Annotated in this window: 12 protein-coding genes; 9 read left to right on the top strand and 3 right to left on the bottom strand. The window is 60.1% G+C overall.

Going from position 1 to position 20091, the window contains the following annotated elements; genetic code table 11:
* Positions 1 to 14: 14 nt before the first annotated feature.
* The 3 genes from C0V97_RS08015 to C0V97_RS08005 all read left to right on the top strand — a co-directional run bounded on the left by C0V97_RS08015 (position 15) and on the right by C0V97_RS08005 (position 5359).
* The gene (locus tag C0V97_RS08015) at positions 15 to 1784 is read left to right on the top strand and encodes an aminopeptidase P family protein (RefSeq protein WP_127102103.1); all 1770 of its coding nucleotides are present in this window, start codon (positions 15 to 17) and stop codon (positions 1782 to 1784) included.
* Between the two features lie 32 nt (positions 1785 to 1816).
* Positions 1817 to 2839 carry an isocitrate/isopropylmalate dehydrogenase family protein gene (locus tag C0V97_RS08010; protein ID WP_127102102.1) on the top strand — a complete coding sequence of 341 codons (1023 nt, stop codon included), beginning with the start codon at positions 1817 to 1819 and terminating at the stop codon, positions 2837 to 2839.
* A gap of 1347 nt (positions 2840 to 4186) precedes the next feature.
* Positions 4187 to 5359 (top strand): iron-containing alcohol dehydrogenase, encoded by a 1173-nt coding sequence (locus tag C0V97_RS08005; protein WP_127102101.1) that lies wholly within the window; start codon positions 4187 to 4189, stop codon positions 5357 to 5359.
* A 567-nt stretch (positions 5360 to 5926) separates the two neighbouring features.
* On the opposite strand, the gene C0V97_RS08000 is transcribed toward C0V97_RS08005, so the two are convergent.
* Positions 5927 to 7465 carry an FGGY family carbohydrate kinase gene (locus C0V97_RS08000; RefSeq protein WP_127102100.1) on the bottom strand — a complete coding sequence of 513 codons (1539 nt, stop codon included), beginning with the start codon at positions 7463 to 7465 and terminating at the stop codon, positions 5927 to 5929.
* A gap of 288 nt (positions 7466 to 7753) precedes the next feature.
* Here C0V97_RS08000 and C0V97_RS07995 point away from each other — a divergent pair, with 288 nt between their 5' ends.
* The 6 genes from C0V97_RS07995 to C0V97_RS07970 all read left to right on the top strand — a co-directional run bounded on the left by C0V97_RS07995 (position 7754) and on the right by C0V97_RS07970 (position 14811).
* A complete protein-coding gene (locus tag C0V97_RS07995; RefSeq protein WP_127102099.1) occupies positions 7754 to 9118 on the top strand; it encodes an aldehyde dehydrogenase in 1365 nt (454 codons plus the stop codon).
* A 165-nt stretch (positions 9119 to 9283) separates the two neighbouring features.
* Positions 9284 to 10885: an NAD(P)/FAD-dependent oxidoreductase gene (locus C0V97_RS07990; protein WP_127102098.1), complete on the top strand. Its 1602-nt coding sequence runs from the start codon at positions 9284 to 9286 to the stop codon at positions 10883 to 10885.
* A 23-nt stretch (positions 10886 to 10908) separates the two neighbouring features.
* Positions 10909 to 12504, top strand: coding sequence for an NAD(P)/FAD-dependent oxidoreductase (locus C0V97_RS07985; protein WP_127102097.1), 1596 nt, complete (start codon positions 10909 to 10911; stop codon positions 12502 to 12504).
* Positions 12494 to 13267: a lysophospholipid acyltransferase family protein gene (locus C0V97_RS07980; protein WP_158625376.1), complete on the top strand. Its 774-nt coding sequence runs from the start codon at positions 12494 to 12496 to the stop codon at positions 13265 to 13267. Before C0V97_RS07985 ends, C0V97_RS07980 begins: the two co-directional genes overlap by 11 nt.
* The gene (locus tag C0V97_RS07975) at positions 13254 to 14363 is read left to right on the top strand and encodes a glycosyltransferase family 2 protein (RefSeq protein WP_127102095.1); all 1110 of its coding nucleotides are present in this window, start codon (positions 13254 to 13256) and stop codon (positions 14361 to 14363) included. The genes C0V97_RS07980 and C0V97_RS07975 overlap by 14 nt, the downstream gene beginning before the upstream one ends.
* The gene (locus C0V97_RS07970) at positions 14353 to 14811 is read left to right on the top strand and encodes a DUF2141 domain-containing protein (RefSeq protein ID WP_127102094.1); all 459 of its coding nucleotides are present in this window, start codon (positions 14353 to 14355) and stop codon (positions 14809 to 14811) included. The genes C0V97_RS07975 and C0V97_RS07970 overlap by 11 nt, the downstream gene beginning before the upstream one ends.
* Before the next feature lie 61 nt (positions 14812 to 14872).
* Here the strand turns inward: C0V97_RS07970 and C0V97_RS07965 are convergent, their stop codons facing one another.
* Both C0V97_RS07965 and C0V97_RS07960 read right to left on the bottom strand, forming a co-directional pair.
* Positions 14873 to 17800, bottom strand: a complete 2928-nt coding sequence (locus C0V97_RS07965) for a TonB-dependent receptor domain-containing protein (protein ID WP_127102093.1) — start codon at positions 17798 to 17800, stop codon at positions 14873 to 14875.
* 499 nt (positions 17801 to 18299) lie between these two features.
* Positions 18300 to 20091 (bottom strand): copper-translocating P-type ATPase (locus C0V97_RS07960; protein ID WP_148114929.1); only part of this gene is annotated, 1792 nt, incomplete at its 5' end.

Below are 20091 nucleotides of genomic sequence, written 5' to 3'. Positions count from 1 at the left end.
AGAAAGATCAAGCGATGAGCATCATCCCCCTCGCCAAACGTCAGGCCCTTGTGCGACAGGAGCTTGATTCCAGCCAAGTGGATGGGTTCCTCCTGCCGCGTGGTGACGAGTTTCTGGGCGAATATGTTGCCCCATATGCCGAGCGCCTGGCCTGGCTTACCGGTTTTACCGGCAGCGCAGGCATGGCGATCCTGCTTCGTGACAAGGCCGCCGTGTTCTCAGATGGCCGCTATACCAGCCAGCTGCGCGATCAGGTCGATTCCGCGCAATGGTCCCTGCTGCACCTCATCAAGGAGCCTCCCGCAACCTGGCTGACGGAAAATGCACAGGGTCTGAGGATCGGCTACGACCCCAGACTCGTCGGTGAAGCGCAGCTCAACGCCTTGACCTCAACGGCCTATGAGTTTGTACCCCTCGAGCACAATCCGATCGATGCTGTCTGGGTCGACCAGCCCGCGCCACCCGAGACGGAGATGCGCTACCAGGACGAGGCCTTCAGTGGCGAAGGCAGTCTGTCGAAGCGACGCAAGATAGGCGGCGCCCTGCGCAAGGCAGGTCAGGAGGCGATGCTCGTCTGCGATCCGACTTCTCTGGCCTGGCTGCTCAATATCCGCGGCGACGATGTCCCGCACACACCGGTCATTCTGGCTTTCGGCATCCTGCATCATGATGCCTCGCTGGAAGTCTTCATTGACATCACGCGGGTCAGCCCTGACGCGGCCATTTCGTTTCGCAACGTCTCGGTCCTTCCGCCCCATGAATTGCCGGATCGTCTGGCTGCCCTTTCCGGACAGGTAGTGCGTTTCGACCCGGCCCAAACAGGGCTCTGGTTCATCCAGAGACTTTCCGATGCGGGCGCAACGCTCGTACGGGGGGGCGATCTCTGCGCCCTGCCCCGCGCCTGCAAGAACCCCGTCGAGCAGGAGGGCGCGCGCAAGGTCCATCTGACCGACTCAGCGTCTCTTTGCCGGTTCCTGCGTTTTGTGTCCGAAAATGGCACGGGGCTGCGCGAGACCGAGCTCGCCGAGATCCTCGACGGATATCGCGGGGCGGCGCCCGGTTATCATGGCGAGAGCTTCCCGGCGATCTCCGCTGTCGGGCCCAACGCCGCCCTTCCCCATTATCGTGCCCTGCCCGACGCTGATCGCGTCCTCGAGCCCAATCAGGTCTATCTGATCGATAGTGGTGGGCAATATGACGCCGGGACGACCGACGTCACCCGCACCCTCTGGAACGGACCGGACGCACCGCCTGACGAACTCTGCGAGGCGTTTACGCGTGTTCTCAAGGGCAATATAGCGCTTGCAAGGGCGCGTTTCCCTGAAGGGACGACCGGTCATCGTCTCGACTCCCTGGCGCGCTACGCCCTGTGGCAGGCCGGGCTCGATTACGACCATGGCACGGGTCATGGCATTGGCAGCTATCTGTCGGTGCATGAGGGACCGCAGAACATCAGTTCCGTCGCGCGGCCCATCGCACTCGAGGCAGGAATGATCCTGTCGGACGAGCCCGGGTACTACCTGCCCGGGGCCTATGGGATCAGGCTGGAAAACCTGCTTTTGGTCAAACCGGCCACCATTGAATCACGCACGCCGTTTCTGGAGTTCGAGGTCCTCGGCTACGCGCCATTCGACCGCACGCTGATCATGGCATCGTTACTGGAACCCGACGAGCTGCGCTGGCTCAATGCCTATCATCAGGATACGTTCACGCGCATCGGGCCGCTTCTGGACGACAAGGACCGGAGCTGGCTTGCACAAGCCTGTGCCCCGATTGCGCACTGACACCCGTTCACGAACTGACAAAGGAATGACCAATGGCTGATCACATGATCCCCGCGACCCTTATCGAAGGCGACGGTATCGGCCCCGAGATCACGGCATCGGTTGTCGAGATTCTGGCTAAAGTCGGTGCGCCCTTCGCATGGGACCACCAGTCGGGCGGCTTGGGCGCGATCGAGAAATTCGGGGCGCCCCTCCCGCAGCCCACACTCGACAGCATTCGCAAGACCGGCCTGGCCCTCAAGGGCCCGCTCACCACACCCGTGGGTGCAGGGTTCAAATCCGTCAATGTAACGATGCGCCAGGAATTCGGTCTCTATGCCAATCTGCGCCCCACGCGCACCGTGGTGCCGGGTGGCCGCTTCGACAAGGTCGATCTGGTGGTGGTGCGCGAGAACATCGAGGGCCTGTATGCCGCGATGGAGCATTACCTGCCCGTCGGCGATGATCCGAAGGGCCTGGCCTATGGTGCCGGGTTCAACTCGCGCAGCGAATGCGCACGTATCGTGCGCTTTGCCTTTGAGTACGCCGTTGCCAATGGCCGCAAAAAGGTCACGCTGGTTCACAAGGCCAACATCCTGAAGATCTTCAGTGGCATCTTCCTTGAGGAAGGACGCAAAGTCGCGAAGGAATACGAAGGTCGCGTTGCCTGTGACGAGCGCATTGTCGATGCCTGCGCCATGCAGCTCGTGACCGATCCCTGGCAGTATGATGTGATCGTCACCACCAACCTGTTCGGCGACATCCTGTCCGATCTCACGGCCGGACTTGTCGGTGGGCTCGGCATGGCCCCCGGTGCCAATATCGGTCCCGATGCCGCGATTTTCGAAGCCGTGCATGGCTCGGCTCCGGATATCGCAGGCAAGGGGGTTGCCAACCCGCTGGCCATGCTGATGGCCGCGAGCATGATGCTGGCCCATGTTGGACGTCAGGATCTGTCAACACGTGTGGATAATGCGATCGACCGTGTGATCCGCGTGGATGGCGTACGCACCCGTGACCTAGGGGGCGAAACAGGCACGGCTGAGCTGACTCGGGCCCTGCTCACCGCACTTTGATCAGAATAGGCAGGGGACGCTTCGAAAAGCTTTCCTGCCTGGATTCTCACAGAAAGACATGAGAGGAGGCACGAGCTTCCTCCGGTCGCCCTTGACTGCTGCTCTCTCGCCTCCCTGCCGGTGTTTACGGCCCCAGCTCCGCCAGAGCGTTTACTCTTCCTTTTGCTATCCGCTATCGCATCGTTGGATCATCAGCGCCTAAACAATGAGGGAGCCTCGCAGCGCATATGAGTATCATGAAGGGGCATAACGTCTTGGCATGTCATGCAGGCATTTGCTTCAGCCTGATTCTCATACTACCCAACGCGCTGCCTGGGGCGTTCGCCGCCCCACGCACGGCACAGATCAAGCCCGCGTCCGGATCAACGGCCTCTTCGCCATACAGCTACGTGCCAACTGAGACGATCGACGTCCATGGGCGGTCTGGCTGGACGCCGGCGCCCCTCCCTTCGGAGAGGACTGCGCCCGAGCGCGACCCTTCTGCACATCTGATGCTTCCTTACGTTGGGACTATCGATATCTCGACCGGCGACAGTGAGGGTCATGATCCGAATACGGACACGAGTCTCAAGCCATTTGGCGAGGCCTATGAAAACAGCAGCCCGGTATCCCATGGTTTAGCCCTGCCGGGACAGCTCGGCCCTAACGCGCATCTATGACGAGTTCCTGGCCGCACAAGCCGGATTTGCTGACCCTTTGCGCCCCCCCCGGTCACTCCTTGGGCCGTCAACAGTCCTCGGATTGAGCCGAGCTACACCACGGCCCTGGACTGCTCACGGGCGTATTCGAGCAAGCAAGCAAAGCTCCAGTGGGGTCAGACCTCAGGGCAAGAGCGGCCCGGGATGCCTAGCCACGAGCCCCGCCGGGCCTCATTGGGCACCGGAACATCTCCCTCTTCGCCGCCCTCGGTGTGCCTGATTTGAAGACGCGGGGAGAAGCGACCCGAAATACGTCGGCAGTCCCCTCCTGACTCCCGCCCCGGTGCGACAAGAAGCATAGGGCGCCGGAGCCACCGGTTGAATATCCAAAGCCGCCTCAGGTGGGCTTGGCATCTCGTGCGTTTTCACCCTGCGCCGCTCTCCGAGAACGCGGTCACGATGGTCTGGCCTTCAGCACGGTCGGGCCAGGCCAAAGAATAAACAATACCTGCGTTGTCTGTTTTTTCATTCATATTGAGAATTATATTTGATCTGTGACAAATACAGATTGACCTTCCGATCGAGTTTTATTGATCATTCGAGATTCTGTCCTTTCCACTTTTCCCACGTTTATGCTGCATACTCGTCGGTGCCGTCCTGTCGGCTTTAGGACGGGAAACCTGCTGCTCCATTGGGAAGAAACGACATCATGGCACACACGGCTCTCGCTGATCATACCGACAGCTTTTTCATACCCTGCGTCACCCTCATCGGGCCTGGCTGCGCCCGGCAGGCTGGCGATCGCGCGAAGGCGCTTGGGGCCAGAAAAGCCCTCATCGTCACGGATGCCGGGCTGAAGAAAATGGGGGTGGCGGACATCATTTCCGGCTATCTGCTGGAAGATGGACTTCAGACGGTAATCTTCGATGGGGCCGAACCGAACCCTACGGACGTGAATGTCCATGACGAGGTCAAGATCTATCAGGATAACGGCTGCGACTTTATCGTCTCGCTCGGTGGTGGTTCAGCCCATGATTGTGCCAAAGGTATCGGTCTCGTCACGGCCGGTGGGGGCAATATCCGGGATTACGAAGGTGTCGACAAATCCCGGGTTCCTATGACACCGTTGATCGCAATCAATACGACAGCAGGAACCGCGTCCGAAATGACCCGGTTCTGTATCATCACCAACTCGAAAACCCATGTCAAAATGGCGATCGTAGACTGGCGCTGCACCCCGCTCATCGCCATTGATGATCCGAGCCTCATGGTTGCCATGCCTCCGGCCCTCACGGCGGCGACCGGAATGGATGCCCTCACCCACGCGATAGAAGCCTATGTCTCGACGGCTGCAACCCCCATCACGGACGCTTGCGCCGAGAAGGCGATCACCCTTATCGCTGAGTTTCTCCCCAAGGCTGTCGGACATGGGGAGAACATGGAGGCACGTGTTGCCATGTGCTACGCGCAGTATCTCGCTGGCATGGCGTTCAATAACGCCTCGCTCGGCTATGTGCATGCCATGGCGCATCAACTCGGCGGGTTCTATAACCTCCCCCATGGTGTGTGTAATGCCGTACTTTTGCCCCATGTCTGCCGGTTCAATCTGATCGCAGCGGCGGACCGCTACGCCCGCGTCGCGCGACTGCTTGGGGTGCCCACAGAGCTCATGAGCCGCGACGAGGCAGCAGAAGCCGCGATCGATGCCATCGTCCTCATGGCGCGCTCGGTCGGCATTCCTGCAGGGCTGACGCAGCTCGGGGTCAAGGCAGAGGACCACAAACTCATGGCGGAAAATGCGCAGAAGGATGCCTGCATGCTGACCAACCCTCGCAAGGCGACCCTCGCCCAGGTCATTGGCGTTTTTGAAGCTGCGATGTAACGAGACGGCGCCCCCGATGACCTGATCACGGGGGCGCCACTCTCAACGGTCGTGCGACATGAATCCGGCGTTTTTATAAAGAATAGTGGGGCCTTTCCGGAGCCGCGCCGAGAGATAGCGTGGCGGAGCCCTTCTTGAGGAGGAAGCAGCCTGGCCTCTGATGCATGTGCTGGGGCCGCCTCCACGGCGGGCGTGGATCACCTCACCAGCGACCTACCGCTACTGAGCATTGCGCTCTACCAAACGCCGCGCCTCCATGCATCGCATCCGGTATAGAAAATCAGTTAGGCACGCCAACACCGGGTGCAGAAATGCGCCCTCCATGGCCTAGCGCCCCTTCACGTGACAAAGACGATATAGTGTGGGGCTCACAATGCCACCGAAGGCAGAGGGGGCTCAGACGCGTATCTTGAGCTGAAACGTTGTTATCCCCGAGTAATCTCGAGGCGTGGAGGTCTGTATCTGGTGCAGCAGAGCGCCTGTTTGCGGACAAAGGCTTGGAAGGCACTTCAGCCAGTAAGCGCGCCCTGTACTCGCAGATGATACGCCGCATCGCTCACGAGGCCATCACCCCCGTGCAGCCCGGTAATAGCCCGAAGCGACACGCTCAGTTTCTGCCGCAGCAACAGCGTGCCAATGGGCGCGCTTTTGCATTCGTGCATCCGCGCTCAGCTTGGGCAGATACAACTTGCCTTCGGGCAAGGTATCACGCGCCTCGCCGAGACTGCCCCAGAGAGTACCGTCGCTCCCCGCGAGAAACGCCGCGCCGCGCAATGTCGCACGCGCCGAGCTCGGGCGGTGACGTACCGGAATGCCGCCCAGATCTGCCTGAAGCTGCAGTAAGGGCGCGCAGCTTGACAGTCCTCCTCCGACAATCAGTTCACGAACGGGCACCTCCGCTACCGAGGCGCTTGCATCGGCGCAGGAGACCGCCTCATGCGCGATACCCTCCAGAATTGCTCGAGCCATGTGGCGTCGGTCATGGGCCATGGACAGCCCGGAAACACTCCCTCTGGCTTCCGTACAGGGTTGTGGCACCCTGATGCCGGTCAGCGAGGGCATGAAGAGGAGCCCCTGCGAGTCCTCGATTGTCGAGGCCAGATCTCCCACCTCACGTGCGTTGCGGAACCAGCCCATCTGCTCGCAACTCCAGCTCAGGGCAGAGCCCGTCGTGGCCGCAAAGGTCTCAACGGCATAGGTCGAGCGATGGCGCTGACGCCAGGCGATGAGGCTGAATGTGCTCTCATGGCGCCCCGTGTTTTCCGGCAAACGCTCCCCTGTCACGAGATCGACAAATGACCCCGTGCCGTGAAGGCACATGGCTTGTCCGGCATCGAGACACCCCAGCCCGATCATTCCACCATGCTGATCTCCGCAGCACGCCTTGATAGGCACGCGTATCCCAAGCGTCCTTGCGCTCGTATGACCGAAATCGTCGCTCTCCTGCATGACGCGTGGAAGAAGTTCCGGGGGGAATCCCTGAGCGACGATCCATTTCATGAAATAGCTGTTCCGCCGCAAGTCGAACGCACCCCCTGCGGCTGCATTCGTGGCGGTGGTTGCCAGAATTCTCTCTTCCGAGAGATGCCAGAGCAGCCATGAGTCAACGGTTCCGAAAGCCAGGCTACCCTCCCGATACGCCTCGATCACGGCAGGGGTCTCGCGTATATGCTGCGCCGCCCAGTAATAGAGGGCATAGCCGGCTACCGGACGCCCCACGGTCTCGAAAAGCTCCCGGTCCCAGAGATGCTCGAGCGTCGCCAGACGCTCGGCATAGCGCGTATCCTGCCAAACGAGAGAGGGAACGAGCGCCTCACCAGTCCTGGTACTCCAAAGCACCCCGGTGGCCCGTTGGTTCGCAAGAGCAAGACTGATGATCTCGATCCCGTTCTCCTGTGCCTCGGCGATTGTCCGGTGACAAACGGCCAGGGTCTTGCGCAGGACGAGATTTGCGTCCTGCTCGACAATGCCGTGGGAGGGGGTTTCGACGGAAAGCGGCTCGTAGAATAACGCTGTCACAAGCCCATCTGCTCCAACGAGAGCCGAACGCGTTCCGGATGTCCCTTCATCAATCGCCAGGATTGCCCTTCTGGTCTTGTTCAGCATCTTCCACACCCAGACGTGGTAGTCGACGAAATTTGACGGGCATATAACGGAAGCATTGTCAGTACACTCCTAGCATGTGGGCAATCTTCCTTTGGTAGACGCACGCAGAATCTCAAGTCGTTTCTGCGCGGACCATACATCATGATATTTTCATTATTCTATACTCATCGGGTTACATTGCCGTGATTGGCATCACATCTCTGGATGCAGAAAAGTCCTCGTCTGGTCGATCTCCATGGAACCGAAACTATTGCCCCGGGTTTCGCCCTTGCCTTTCAAGGATGGACAATGCCTTACACGCCGCTCTCTGCGCCCGAAGCACTCGCCCTTGCCGCACAATTGCGCGAAACGAACGCGTCGGCTCTCGCGCTGCGAGAGGCCCTGCAACGGCGTCAGAAGCCATGGGGCGCAGTACCCATAAAAGCGCGCCTCAAGGTTCTTCGTAGATTTCGTCGGCACCTCTGGAAAGTCATTCCCGAACTGCTCCGCCTCATCCCCGATCATGCCCCGGCGGATGTGATGACGGCGGAGATCCTCCCTCTCATCGCAGCCATCCGTTTTCTCGAGAGAGAGGCAGTGGGGCTGCTCAAGGAAAGAAGCCTTTCTCCCTTCGGCAGGCCGTTCTGGCTGAGCGGTCTGGACACGCGCGTCAGGCGGCGTCCCCTGGGCGCCGTTCTGATTATCGCTCCGGGTAATTACCCCCTGATGCTCCCTGGCATCCAGGTGGTTCAGGCTTTGGCTGCGGGTAATGCGGTGGCATTGAAGCCCGCTCCCGGGCGCACGGCGCTCCTGGCACGATTTGTGCTCCTCCTCGAGGAGGCCGGGCTTCCTCATGGCGTGCTCAAACTCATCCCCGAAGAGGACGGCCCATCCGCCAGTGCAGCGGGCTATGATCTGATTATCCTTACCGGTTCAGAAGCCACCGGTCGCGAAGTCGCGCGCGCTGCGGCAGAGACAGCCACGCCAACGATCATGGAGCTTTCCGGTGCCGATCCGGTTTTTGTCCTGCCATGCGCCGATCTGGCGCTGGTCGCGCGGGCATTGCATTTCGGTCTCACGCTCAAACAGGGGGCCACCTGCATTGCTCCCAGGCGCGTCTTTATCGACGCGACCCATAAACCGGTATTGTTAGCCCTGCTGCGCCACTTGCTTGACACGGCACCGATCCGCTCCTCGTCGAGCGGGGCACTCGACGCGCTGGTTGGTCGCGCGCTGGAGATGGGCGTGCCAGTCTTGCATGAAGGAGGGGCTACGATCCTGTCCCTGACATCGGAGCAGGCGTCCCTGGCCGATCAGGACGTCTTCGCCCCTTGGTTGGCACTCATCACCGTGCGGGACATGGCCGAGGCGCTCACCCTCGAGCGGGGGGCGCGCCATGTGCTCGGTGCCAGCATATTCGGCAGTCACCGAGACGCCTGGCGGTTTGCTCGGCAGATCGGGGCTGGCACCATCACAGTCAATGACCTGATCGTGCCGAGCGCCGATCCACGATTGAGCTTTGGTGGCAGCAAATGCAGCGGACATGGTGTAACCCGCGGGCGAGAGGGTCTGCTTGCCATGACCCGCCCTGTATCCGTTTCCACTCGGCGGTGGAACGCGCTCCATCTTACAGCGCGCATCCGTGTTCTCCATGCGCGTTTTAACTCGCGTTAACGTGAAACCAGATGGATCACGGTCCGTTAACGGCAGGAAACAGGATACGTGATCGTCCCATCAATATTCTGATGTCGGAATGATTTGGAAACGATCGAGCGTCCGGTTGCCTCAACCTCAGGCCAATATTCCGGGCCGTCTGTGCGTCGCAAGGATCAATGCCAAATGGCTCCTCTATCCGGTACGGCGTCTCTGCTCACCGACCCTACTCTCGCTTCGAAGCAGATCGCCGTGGTAGGCGCAGGTCCGGGCGGGCTGGCTTCTGCGATGCTTCTCGCCCATGCCGGCGCGCATGTCACGGTCTACGAGAAAGGCAACCGCATCGGAGGGCGATCTTCCTGCATCGAGATGGACGGGTTCAGGTTCGACACAGGCCCAACCTTTTTCCTGTATCCTGAGATTATTCGTCAGATCTTCACACGTTGCGGGTTTGATCTGGACAAGATGGTACAGCTCAAACGCCTCGATCACCTCTACGATCTGGTTTTTGAGGGCGGTCCGTCACTTTCCCTGACTACGGTCCCAGCCCAGCTGGAAGCGGAGATCGCGAAGATCTCTCCCGATGACGCGCGGCATGTTCGACGGTTCCTGCAACACAACAAAGGAAAGTTCGAACGCTTCATTGCCCCGTTGCAACGCCCGTTCAATTCATGGCGCGACCTGTTGCGCCCGGACATGATGCGCGCCTTGCCGGTTCTCTCTCCTCTCTCCTCGATCGACAAAGACCTTTCCCGCTATTTCAAGGACCCGAGAACACGCCTCGCCTTCTCTTTCCAGAGCAAGTATCTGGGCATGTCGCCTTATCGCTGCCCTTCCCTTTTCACGATCCTGAGCTTCATGGAGCATGAATTCGGTATCTTCCATCCTGTTGGAGGAACCGAGGCCGTGATGGAGGCCATGGCCACCGCTGCGCGCGCCATGGGGGTTACCATTCGTCTCAGCGCTGGCGTAGATGAGATCGTGACGCGTGACGGTAGGGCTGTAGCGGTGGAAACGGCGAGCGGCAGCCACCCCGTGGATGCGGTGGTGGTCAATGGGGACTTCGCACGGACCATCCAGAAGCTCCTTCCCAACGAGAAACGGCGGAAATGGAGCAACGCGACGCTCGCCAGTAAAAAATACTCCTGCTCGACTTTCATGATGTATCTCGGCCTGCGCGGTACGATGCCCGAGCACGCCCACCACACGATTTTCCTGTCCAGCGACTACGAAAACAATTTCGCTGAGATTGAGGAAGGCAAGCAACTCTCGGAGCGCGCCTCTCTCTACGTGCAGAATGCGTGCGTGACCGATAGCGGCCAGGCCCCGGAGGGGTGTACCGCCCTTTACGTGCTCATGCCTGTCGGGAACCTGCGCGAGGGCGGCTTTGATTGGGATGAGGCGGCGACGAAGCAGGCGCGGCAGATTGTGTTCAATCGTCTGCGTGATGCGGGCTTCGGTGAGATCAAGGACCGTATCATGGTCGAGAAAGTCATCACCCCGCATGACTGGCAGGAAAACCATGACGTTCATCGCGGCGCTGTGTTCAATCTCGCTCATTCGCTCGGGCAGATGCTGCATCGGCGCCCGCATAACCGGTTCGAGGATGTCGAGGGCGTGTATCTCGCGGGCGGCGGAACGCATCCCGGAAGCGGACTGCCCGTCATCTTCGAGGGCGCGCGTATCAGTGCTGATCTCATGATCAAGGACCTCGCACGCGCGCCTTCCCCCGTTACGGATCTTCCGACGCCGGGACTGCAGCTCATGCCTGAATGCTCACGCCTCTGACCGGCGATCCTGGGACAAGAACGATGAAACCGAAGAATGAAAACGCACCGATTGTCATTATCGGCGCGGGCCTGGGTGGGCTTGCGGCAGCCTGCACGCTCAGTGCTCGTGGCCACCGCGTGGTCGTGTGTGAAGCCAATGAATGGACTGGCGGCAAGGCTGCGGAATGGGCTCAAGAGGGGTTCCGTTTCGATATGGGGCCGACCATTCTGACATTGCCCTCCGTCCTGCGCCGGATCATGGGCGAAAGCGGCTCGAGACTTGAAGATCGGCTCGACTTGCGGCGTCTGGACCCACAATGGCGCTGCTTTTTCGATGACGGTCGCGCGCTCGATCTCGTTGAGGACGTGGCAACCATGGCCGCCGAGCTGGAGCGTCGCGCGCCTGGCGACGGTAGGGGCTATGAAGACCTCATGGCCATGAGCGAGAAACTGCACGAGGTTTCGCGCCGGTTCGTGTTCTGGAAATCGGTGGGCGGTCTGCGTGATACGCTGGATATCGGTGCGGCCCTCTCGCCCGAAACCATGCGTGACGTGCTGGCTTTGCGAATGCATTCCACCTTGGGAAGGGAGATACGCAAACGTATTCGCAATCCCCAGGCCGTGCAGGTTTTCGACCATTTTACGCAGTATGTCGGTTCAAACCCCCTCGAGGCCCCGGCGGTTCTGACCGGCATCGCCCATATGCAGGTCGATGAAGGAATCTGGTACCCGATCGGGGGCACACGCGCTGTGCCGGTCGCGTTACGGAAGCTGGCGGAGGAGAAGGGGGTCGTATTCCGCACGGGCGCGCGGGTCACGCGCATCCTGCATGACGCCAAATCGGTCCATGGTGTGCAGTTGGCCTCGGGCGAAACCCTTGAGGCCTCGGCCATTGTGTCCAATATGGATAGCGTGCGGACCATGCGCGAACTGATTGATCGCGCTGTCGCGCCTCGCGCTTTCCGCAGATTTCGCCGACAATGGAAATCCCGCAAGCCCGCCTGCTCCGGCGTCGTGCTCTATCTCGGGCTTGATCGGGGCTATGAGCATCTCGCGCACCACAACTTTGTCTTTTCCCGCAATGCGGAGGAGGAATTTGACGCCATCTATCATCAGGGGCGTCCCGCACCCGACCCGACCTGCTACCTCGCCGCCCCCGCGCGCACGGAGCCAGAGACCGCTCCGGCGGGTGGGGAGGCACTCTACGTGCTCGTCCACACACCCTATATCCGACCGGGACAAAACTGGGCTGAAATGTTCCCCGGCTACCGTCAGACGATACTGAACAAGCTGAAGACCGCCGGGAAGATGCCCGACATCGAATCCCGTATTGTCGCAGAGCACCATCTCACGCCGCTGGACATCCATACGCGGTACGCGCCTCAGGCTGGCGCGATCTACGGTCTAGCAAGTCACGGTAAGCTTGCCGGAGGCTTCAAACCCGCCAATCGTTCGGGTGATCTCGCGGGGCTGTATATGGCGGGCGGCAGTGCCCATCCGGGTCCTGGCATGCCCATGGCGCTCATGTCCGGCTGGATAGCGGGTGATTGTCTGGATCAGGATGTCCGTGCAGCGGTGGCGGCCACGGCTCACGGCATCCCGAGGGTTCAGGCTGCAACTGCCGCCCATGTCCTCTGATCTATCCCGCGCCTTCGGCAGATCACCGTTTCTGGCGCATTGGATCACCAAGGCTCTGCGCCGACGTGTCACCCGGAATTTTGCCTCTTTGCGCTATGCCGGGGAACCACCCGCACTCAAACCGGGACAAGGCATAATCCTTTACAGCAACCACCCTTCCTGGTGGGACCCTGCGGTCTTTGCCGTCTTGCAGGACCGATTTTTCGCTGACCGACCCGGATTCGGCCCTATCGACGCTCAGGCTCTGGCCCGTTACCCGCTTCTCCGCCGAGCCGGGTTTCTTTCCCTTGATCAGAACTCTGTCTCATCGATACGGCGCTTTCTCCGTGATGCATCGGATATTCTGCGCCTAGGGGGGGTCTTCTGGATCACCGCACAAGGCGCGTTCACTGATGCCCGCATGCGGCCGCTTCAATTGCGCCCCGGCCTTGCCCATCTGGCGGCTCGTATGCCCGGCACGCCCATCGTGCCCTTAGCCCTCGATTACAGCTTCGGTACCGAAAGCCGACCGGACATCGCGGTTATGTTCGGTTCGCCCTTGACCTGTAGTGGGGAGCGCGCTGCGACCATGACCCCCCGGCTGGAGGCGGCGCTCGAGGAGCTCTGCGATCGCCTCGCTGAAAAGGTAAGCCTCCAGGATCACGCCAGCTTCACGCCTTTCCTGGGCGGGCGGGAGGGAATGGGCGGTGTCTATGCCTTTCTGCAGCGCATCACCGCTGGCTTGAGCGGACGGAAGTTCGAGAAGCGCCATGTCGCACGATGATCTGGGCCGAAAGAAGGAGCGCGAGTACCTCCTCTGTGGATTGGCCTTCCTTCCCCTGCTGTTGTGCCTGACCAATCTGAGGGTGTTGGCGCGTGCACCTGCCGCCGCCATCAAATCACAGGATGGGGTGTCGGTCCTTATACCGGCGCGGAATGAAGCGACCCAGATCATTCCAGCCCTCGAAAGCGTCCTGGCCAATGGCACACTTGTCAAAGAGATCCTTGTTCTCGACGACAACTCGGATGATGACACTGCAGACCGCGCGCTCAGTCTCGGTGATAACAGAATTCGGATCTTGCGCGGAACACAGCTTCTTGAAGGGTGGTGTGGCAAGAATCACGCCTGCGCGCAGCTTGCGCGCGCTGCAACCCAACCCTGGCTGCTCTTCATCGATGCCGACGTGCGTCTGACGACCGACGCCGTGAATCGCCTGGTCGCGCTGGGAGACAGTCCGAATGCCCCCGCCCTCCTCAGCGGCGTCCCCCGTCAGATCACCGCCACCTGGCTCGAGTGGCTCCTTCTACCACTGATCAATGTTCTTCTCTTTGGTTATCTTCCTTTGGCTCTGGATAACGGGCGCTCAGCGGGGCTCGCCGCTGCCTGCGGGCAGCTCGTAATGGTGCGTGCGCAGGCCTATCGTGAATCAGGGGGACATGGAGCGATAAGGGGCCGCCTGCATGACGGCCTTGCCCTTGCCCGCCATCTGAGACGCCACGGATACCGCACCCGTCTCATCGATGCGACCGACCTTGCACAGTGCCGCATGTATCGCAGCGGGTCGGAAGTCTATGCCGGTCTGATGAAAAACGCCGTCGAGGGCATGGCGGGACCGGTGGCACTCCCTATCTGGACCGTACTGCTCGCTGGCGCTCATATCCTTCCCTTCCTGTGTCGCGGTACCGCCCTGGTCTGGATGGCACGCATGGCCAGCCTTGCATTTCGGCTGATTGTTGCCCTGCGCTGCCACCAGGGCTTGCGAACCGCCCTCCTGAGCCCCATCGGCGTCTTTCTGCTTCTCTGGATCCAGTTTCACGCTCGTCTACGCCATTTGCTCGGGCGCCCCGTCTCCTGGAAAGGTCGTATCTATGATACCTGATTTTGCGCGCCAGCGGCGCCACTCTGTCGGGCTCGGTGCCCTAGCGACTATGCTGTTCGGAGCGGCATGGCTGGCTCCAGCACATGCGGCTACTGTCTCTGCCGAGATCAGCAATATCCCGGACAACACCGGCACGATCCGGGTGGCGCTGTGTACGGAAGACGAGTTCCTCAAGCCCAGCTGCGCTTTCCACGCTGAGACCGCTTCAACAACTCCCCGGATCACCGTGGTATTTTCCGACGTTCCTGCTGGCACTTACGCAATCCAGGCTTACCAGGACCGCAATGGCGACGCGAAACTCAATCGAACCTTCATCGGAATCCCCAAGGAGCCAATTGGCTTCTCACGCGATCCCAAGCTGAGCTACGGCCCTCCAAGCTTCGAGGAGTGCGCGCTGCGTTTCACGGATGCCGGTGGAACAGTCGCCCTGAAATTAATCACGCATTAAAGCAGAAGAGCCGCCCCCCGTAAGGGAGGCGGCTCTCTAAAACAGGCCGGATCAGGCGTGATCAGAACGACCGGTTGACCTGCATGAATACGTAGCGACCGATAATGGCACTCGTATAAATGGCGTTTGCCGTGTTGGTGGCGGTGTCAAAGACGAAGGGCGGCTTCTTGTCGAGAATGTTGTTAACACCAGCCTCTAGGTTCCACTTGTTCCAGCGATAGTTGACCGTCACATCGTGGGTGAAGATGCCCGGCGTGCGCCATTGTCCTGCCGTCTGGCGCGTCAGATCCTCCGACATGTCGTTCCACACCATACCGCCCGTATAGTGCAGCATATAGGTGAAGGCGAAGGCATTATGCTGCCACGTCGCGGTGGTATAATTCGACACGCGGGGAATACCATTAGGCATACCGACTGACGAAGAGCCCTGGAAGAACAGGCGACCAGCATAGTTGTACCAGCTTCCGCCCGGCTCGTTCTGCTGCAGATAGGAAACAATCTGCTGCAGGTTGTTGCTCAGCGTGATCGAGTTCTCGCGATTGATGCGGATACGATAATCCAGATCGAAATCGATGCCCGATGTCTTTAGCCCGCCAAGATTGTCAAAAAGCGTGCTGACATAGTTGATCTGCTGGTTCGACGAGCGTGTGATGTCCGAGCAGTATTGCGGCGCTGAACCCGTATAGCAAGAGTCAAGCACATACTGCGCCGAAACCGAGCTGATGGCGTTCTTGATCGTGTAGTGCCAGTACTCGACAGATGCCGAAAGGTTCGGAATCCAGCGCGGGGTGATGACCGTACCGACCGTATAGGTGCGACCCGTTTCGGGACGCAGATTGCCGTTACCGCCGCTGATGGCCGGAACCTGACCGGAATTGGCCACTTCGAATGTTGCAGGATTGATGCCCTGCTTCATGCAGTTGGCAATGACGGTCGGATTGCTGGCGCCGGAGCACGGATCATTCGCTGCGGCATAGCCAAGCGACTGCCCCTGATAGAGTTCATACACATTGGGCTGACGATAGGATGTACCAAGCGTCGCACGGAAGCGAATGTCGCGGATGGGCGCCCAGTTGATGCCCACTTTCCAGTTCTGCGTGTTGCCGAAGGTATTGTAATGCGACCAGCGACCTTGTGCATCGACGGTCAGGTCCTTCGCCAGGAAAGCGTCACGCAGCAGCGGCAGCTTGGCCTCGCCATATACCTCGGTCGCATTGAACCCGCCGCCCGTATAGGACTGGGTGTTGCCGGTCGTGTCACCATTCACGGCAAGCGGATCGGGCGCATAGCTGAGCTGCTCGCTGCGATGCTCAAGGCCGAAGGCCAAACCCAGATCACCACCATGCTCGTAAGGCATGCGCACAACCTTGTCGTTGTTCACACGCAGATTGAAGTCACGGATCATGTATTGCGAATGATCGTGCTGGTTGAACTTGGCGTATGAAGCGCCCTGCTGCGACATGGGCGCAAACGGGTTCTGCAACGAGCATCCCGCAGCAGCCTGGCAGACAGTCGGGTCATAGGTGACGGCGCTGGACGCATCGGTCGGGTCGAGCTGGCGAATACCATATTCCTGAAGGATATGGCGATAATTACCCATATTGTTGGTATCGTAGCGTGCCTGGCTCACGCCATAACCCATCGACGCGTCATAATACCAGTTATGGGTGATCAGCCCATTCATGCCGCCTGTGATCTGCAGGTTATCCGTCGCGTATTCCTGACGCCGATCACCAAGATCCGTGTAGCGCTTCTGGACGACAGTATCGACGCCGAACGGATTGTAAGGCGCATTAGCCGGCAAAGTGAGAGGATTTGAGAGCTGCGAGGGGTAGATCGAGCCGGCCACCGGCGAGGGTGCCAGCGAGGCTGCCGCCGTCTTGTGGGCGTAGCGCACATTGGCGTAGAGGTTGAAATGCTCATTGAACTTGTAATGGGCATCTCCGGACAGCACGGAGTTCTGCACGTAATTCGTGAGGCTCTGGTTATTGCCGTAATTATAGCGATTTGCTGCCGTATAGCGCGAGAACGTGCTGCCATCGCCATTCGAGATCAGTCCGGCGCCCGGACCGCTGAGGACGCGCGTATTCGCGGTATAGCCTGAGCCGTAGATGGGCGGCACGCCGGGGTCGTTTGAGGCCTGAACCAGACGCGACCAGTCGCGGTCACGCTGCATCACGGGGCCCTGTGTCAGGTACTGCCCGGCCAGGGTGATGTTGCCCTTGTCATGGTCGAAATTCCAGCCCTTGAAGCCAGAGATCAGACCCGTGCGAGAGTCACCCTGATCAGTGATACCGCCACGGATGGTCATGCCCCCCGTGGTCAGGTCATGACGCAGCTTGATGTTGACCACACCGGAGACAGCATCGGCACCGTAAAGCTCGGAGCCACCGTCCTTGAGGATTTCGACGCTCGCAATCTGCTCGATGGGGATCGTGTTCAGATCGACGCAGGCGGCGCCAGGGTCCTGCGCCACGCGCTTGCCATCGATCAGGACAAGGACGCGCTTCGAGCTGAGATTGCGAATATCCGTGCAGGAAACGCCGCCGAAGCCATTGGTCTGGCTATTGGAAGCGCCCGAGTTGCCGATGGACGGCAGACGCTGCAGGTAATCGCCCAGCGTGGTTGCGGCGGTCTGCTGGATCTGCTTGGCCGTGACGATCTGGACCGGGTTCGCGTTCTGGTTGTTCGAGCTGCGCAGCATCGACCCCGTGACGACGATGCTCTCGCTTCCTCCCTCGCTCACGCCGCTGGTCAGAACACGTGCGCGCGCCGCAGGCTTGGCAGCGGGAGCGGCTGTCGGAATGGCAGCCCGGCTGCCATCGCTGGTGACGACCTGACTACGCACCGGGGCAGCCTTGGACGCCGCTGTGCGATGATTGCTGTGCTTGTGCGCCTGGGTTGCCGCCATGGCGGCTGGTACGCCGTACCACGAGGAGGTGAGCACGGTTGCACCGAGAATCCTTGCGAGGATCGAGTGGCACTTCATGAAATGGATCGCCCGTGTGAGAGAGGAATGGACTGTTACGATACTGTCTCGTTGCAGAAACGCGACTTCACACGCAAGCAGGTTCGATTACAGTTTGGTTGGATCGAGTCACATTCTGGGTAATATGTTGTTGTTCTGCAACATTCATTAACAACGCCGTGCGACAAGCCCGTTCCGCCCTAAGAATTTTCATTCCCACGCAAGCCGATAAACAGAATTATCGTACACTTGCATGGCTTTTCAGATATCTGATCTGTCACGCTGACTGCGCGACCGCGTGTTTGACAGTTCACCCGCCAGAAGGAGGGCGATCTTGCTGATGACCGGCGCTGGCGGTTACGCGCTCGAAGCACGGCTTACGGGCGGATATGAGGATCTGGCCGAAAGTCCCGCCCTAAAGCTCGTCACAAACGCATATTTGTAAGGAGATCCAACATCCTCTCCGGGTAAGAGCCCGCAGAAGGAGGCAGGCCTTATCCAGTTGCGTTTCCTGCTGGGTCTAACCGATCGCGCGCTCGGAGCGCCATCGGTTGAGCAGAAGGGAGTTCGACACGACAGAGACAGAGCTGAGCGCCATGGCGCCACCGGCCAGAGCAGGGTTTAGCAGACCGCAGGAGGCAAGCGGTATCGCCGCCAGATTATATCCGAAGGCAAAGACGAGGTTCTGGCGGATCTTTGAGACAGTGGCTTTTGAGAGAGACAGAGCGTCCAGAATGGCCCGCAAATCCGAACTCATAAGGACGAGATCAGCCGTTTCCAATGCCGCGGCGGAACCTGAGCCGATGGCGATACTGATATCGGCTGCGGCAAGCGCCGGGGCATCATTGATCCCATCACCCGCCATTCCCACAACGAATCCCGATCCACGCAATGCCTCGATGGCCGCCACCTTTCCTTCGGGCCGTAAAGCCGCCTGAACCCTCGTAATTCCGGCATGCCGGGCGACGGGAGCCGCGCTTTGCGCAGTATCACCCGTGAGCATGGTCGTGCTGATACCAAGTGCCTCGAGCGTTCGCACCACTGCGGGAGCTTCAGGACGTAAGGCATCTGCCAGCGTGATGATACCGAGACACTGCCCCTGCCGGGCAACCCAGATCTCTGTCGCCCCCTCTTCTGCATCGCTAAGCGGCGCGCATGCTATGCCATTTTCTGTGAGGTAGTCGCGCGTTCCAAGCCTGTAGAGGAGATCACCGGATCGCGCCTCGATCCCTTTGCCGGGCAAGGCGCGAAAGCCCTCGAATTGCGCCTCGAGCGAGACCTCTTCTTCGTGGGCCTTGCCCACAATCGCCTTGGCCAGAGGATGCTCGGAATTCATTTCCAGACTTGCAGCCAGCGCCAGCAAGGCACGCCGATCAAGCTCTGCATGAGGCGTGACACTCACGACACGAGGTTGGCCCAGCGTGATCGTGCCCGTCTTGTCGAGTGCAAGGGCAGTAAGGCGGTGCAGTCGTTCGAGTGCCTCGGCATTGCGAAAGAGAATACCGGCAGAGGCCGCTTTGCCGGTACCCACCATTAGCGCTGTCGGGGTCGCAAGGCCAAGAGAGCACGGGCAGGCAATGACCAGGACCGATATGGCCGATACCAGAGCCCAGCTCGCATCGCCTTTGATGGCCCAGCCGATCAGAAATGTTGCAACTGCAATCAGGACTATGCAAGGCACGAAAATGGCCGAAACCTGATCGGCCAGACGTTGTATCGGGGCTTTGGAGCCCTGGGCGCGCGAAACAAGGGCCACGATGCGTGCGAGCGCCGTATCGCTCCCAAGGGAAACGGCGCGCGCGCGCAGCGCTCCCGTCGTGTTCAATGTTCCTGCGAAAATCCTGTCACCCGCCTTGCGCAGGACAGGGCTTGCCTCGCCCGTGAGCATAGACTCGTTGATCTCGCTCTCGCCCTCCTCCACCACACCGTCAACCGGGATCGCATCGCCGGGACGTACCAGGAACAGGTCATCGATGCGCAGGGCCGATACTGGGCGGGAGACGACTGATTCGCCCTCGATCCGGTTAGCGATTTCCGGTTTGAGGTTGAGAAGGGCTTCCAGACCGGACGCAGCACGATGACGCGCCCTTTCCTCCATCAACCGCCCCAATGAGACAAGAAGAATGACGAAGGCACTAGCCTCGAAATAGACTGGCAGGTCGAGCCCGAACAGCGTCACAGCAAGGCTGAACCCGTAAGCTATGCTGGTCCCGAGGCAGACCAGCACATTCATATTGGCGCCCCCCGTGCGCAGGGCATGCCATGCGCTTCGATAGAAAACGCGCGCCGAGTAGAATTGCACAACCGTCGCA

Origin of the sequence: Asaia sp. W19, from assembly GCF_003994335.1 — a bacterium.
Lineage (GTDB): Bacteria > Pseudomonadota > Alphaproteobacteria > Acetobacterales > Acetobacteraceae > Asaia.
Note: the sequence above shows the minus strand (reverse complement) of the source record. Positions and strands in the feature narration are given on the sequence as shown.

Coding starts and splice junctions, on each gene's coding strand:
- C0V97_RS08015 (WP_127102103.1), top strand. CDS start 15: ATGAGCATCATCCCCCTCGCCAAACGTCAGGCCCTTGTGCGACAGGAG.
- C0V97_RS08010 (WP_127102102.1), top strand. CDS start 1,817: ATGGCTGATCACATGATCCCCGCGACCCTTATCGAAGGCGACGGTATC.
- C0V97_RS08005 (WP_127102101.1), top strand. CDS start 4,187: ATGGCACACACGGCTCTCGCTGATCATACCGACAGCTTTTTCATACCC.
- C0V97_RS08000 (WP_127102100.1), bottom strand. CDS start 7,465: ATGCTGAACAAGACCAGAAGGGCAATCCTGGCGATTGATGAAGGGACA.
- C0V97_RS07995 (WP_127102099.1), top strand. CDS start 7,754: ATGCCTTACACGCCGCTCTCTGCGCCCGAAGCACTCGCCCTTGCCGCA.
- C0V97_RS07990 (WP_127102098.1), top strand. CDS start 9,284: ATGGCTCCTCTATCCGGTACGGCGTCTCTGCTCACCGACCCTACTCTC.
- C0V97_RS07985 (WP_127102097.1), top strand. CDS start 10,909: ATGAAACCGAAGAATGAAAACGCACCGATTGTCATTATCGGCGCGGGC.
- C0V97_RS07980 (WP_158625376.1), top strand. CDS start 12,494: ATGTCCTCTGATCTATCCCGCGCCTTCGGCAGATCACCGTTTCTGGCG.
- C0V97_RS07975 (WP_127102095.1), top strand. CDS start 13,254: ATGTCGCACGATGATCTGGGCCGAAAGAAGGAGCGCGAGTACCTCCTC.
- C0V97_RS07970 (WP_127102094.1), top strand. CDS start 14,353: ATGATACCTGATTTTGCGCGCCAGCGGCGCCACTCTGTCGGGCTCGGT.
- C0V97_RS07965 (WP_127102093.1), bottom strand. CDS start 17,800: ATGAAGTGCCACTCGATCCTCGCAAGGATTCTCGGTGCAACCGTGCTC.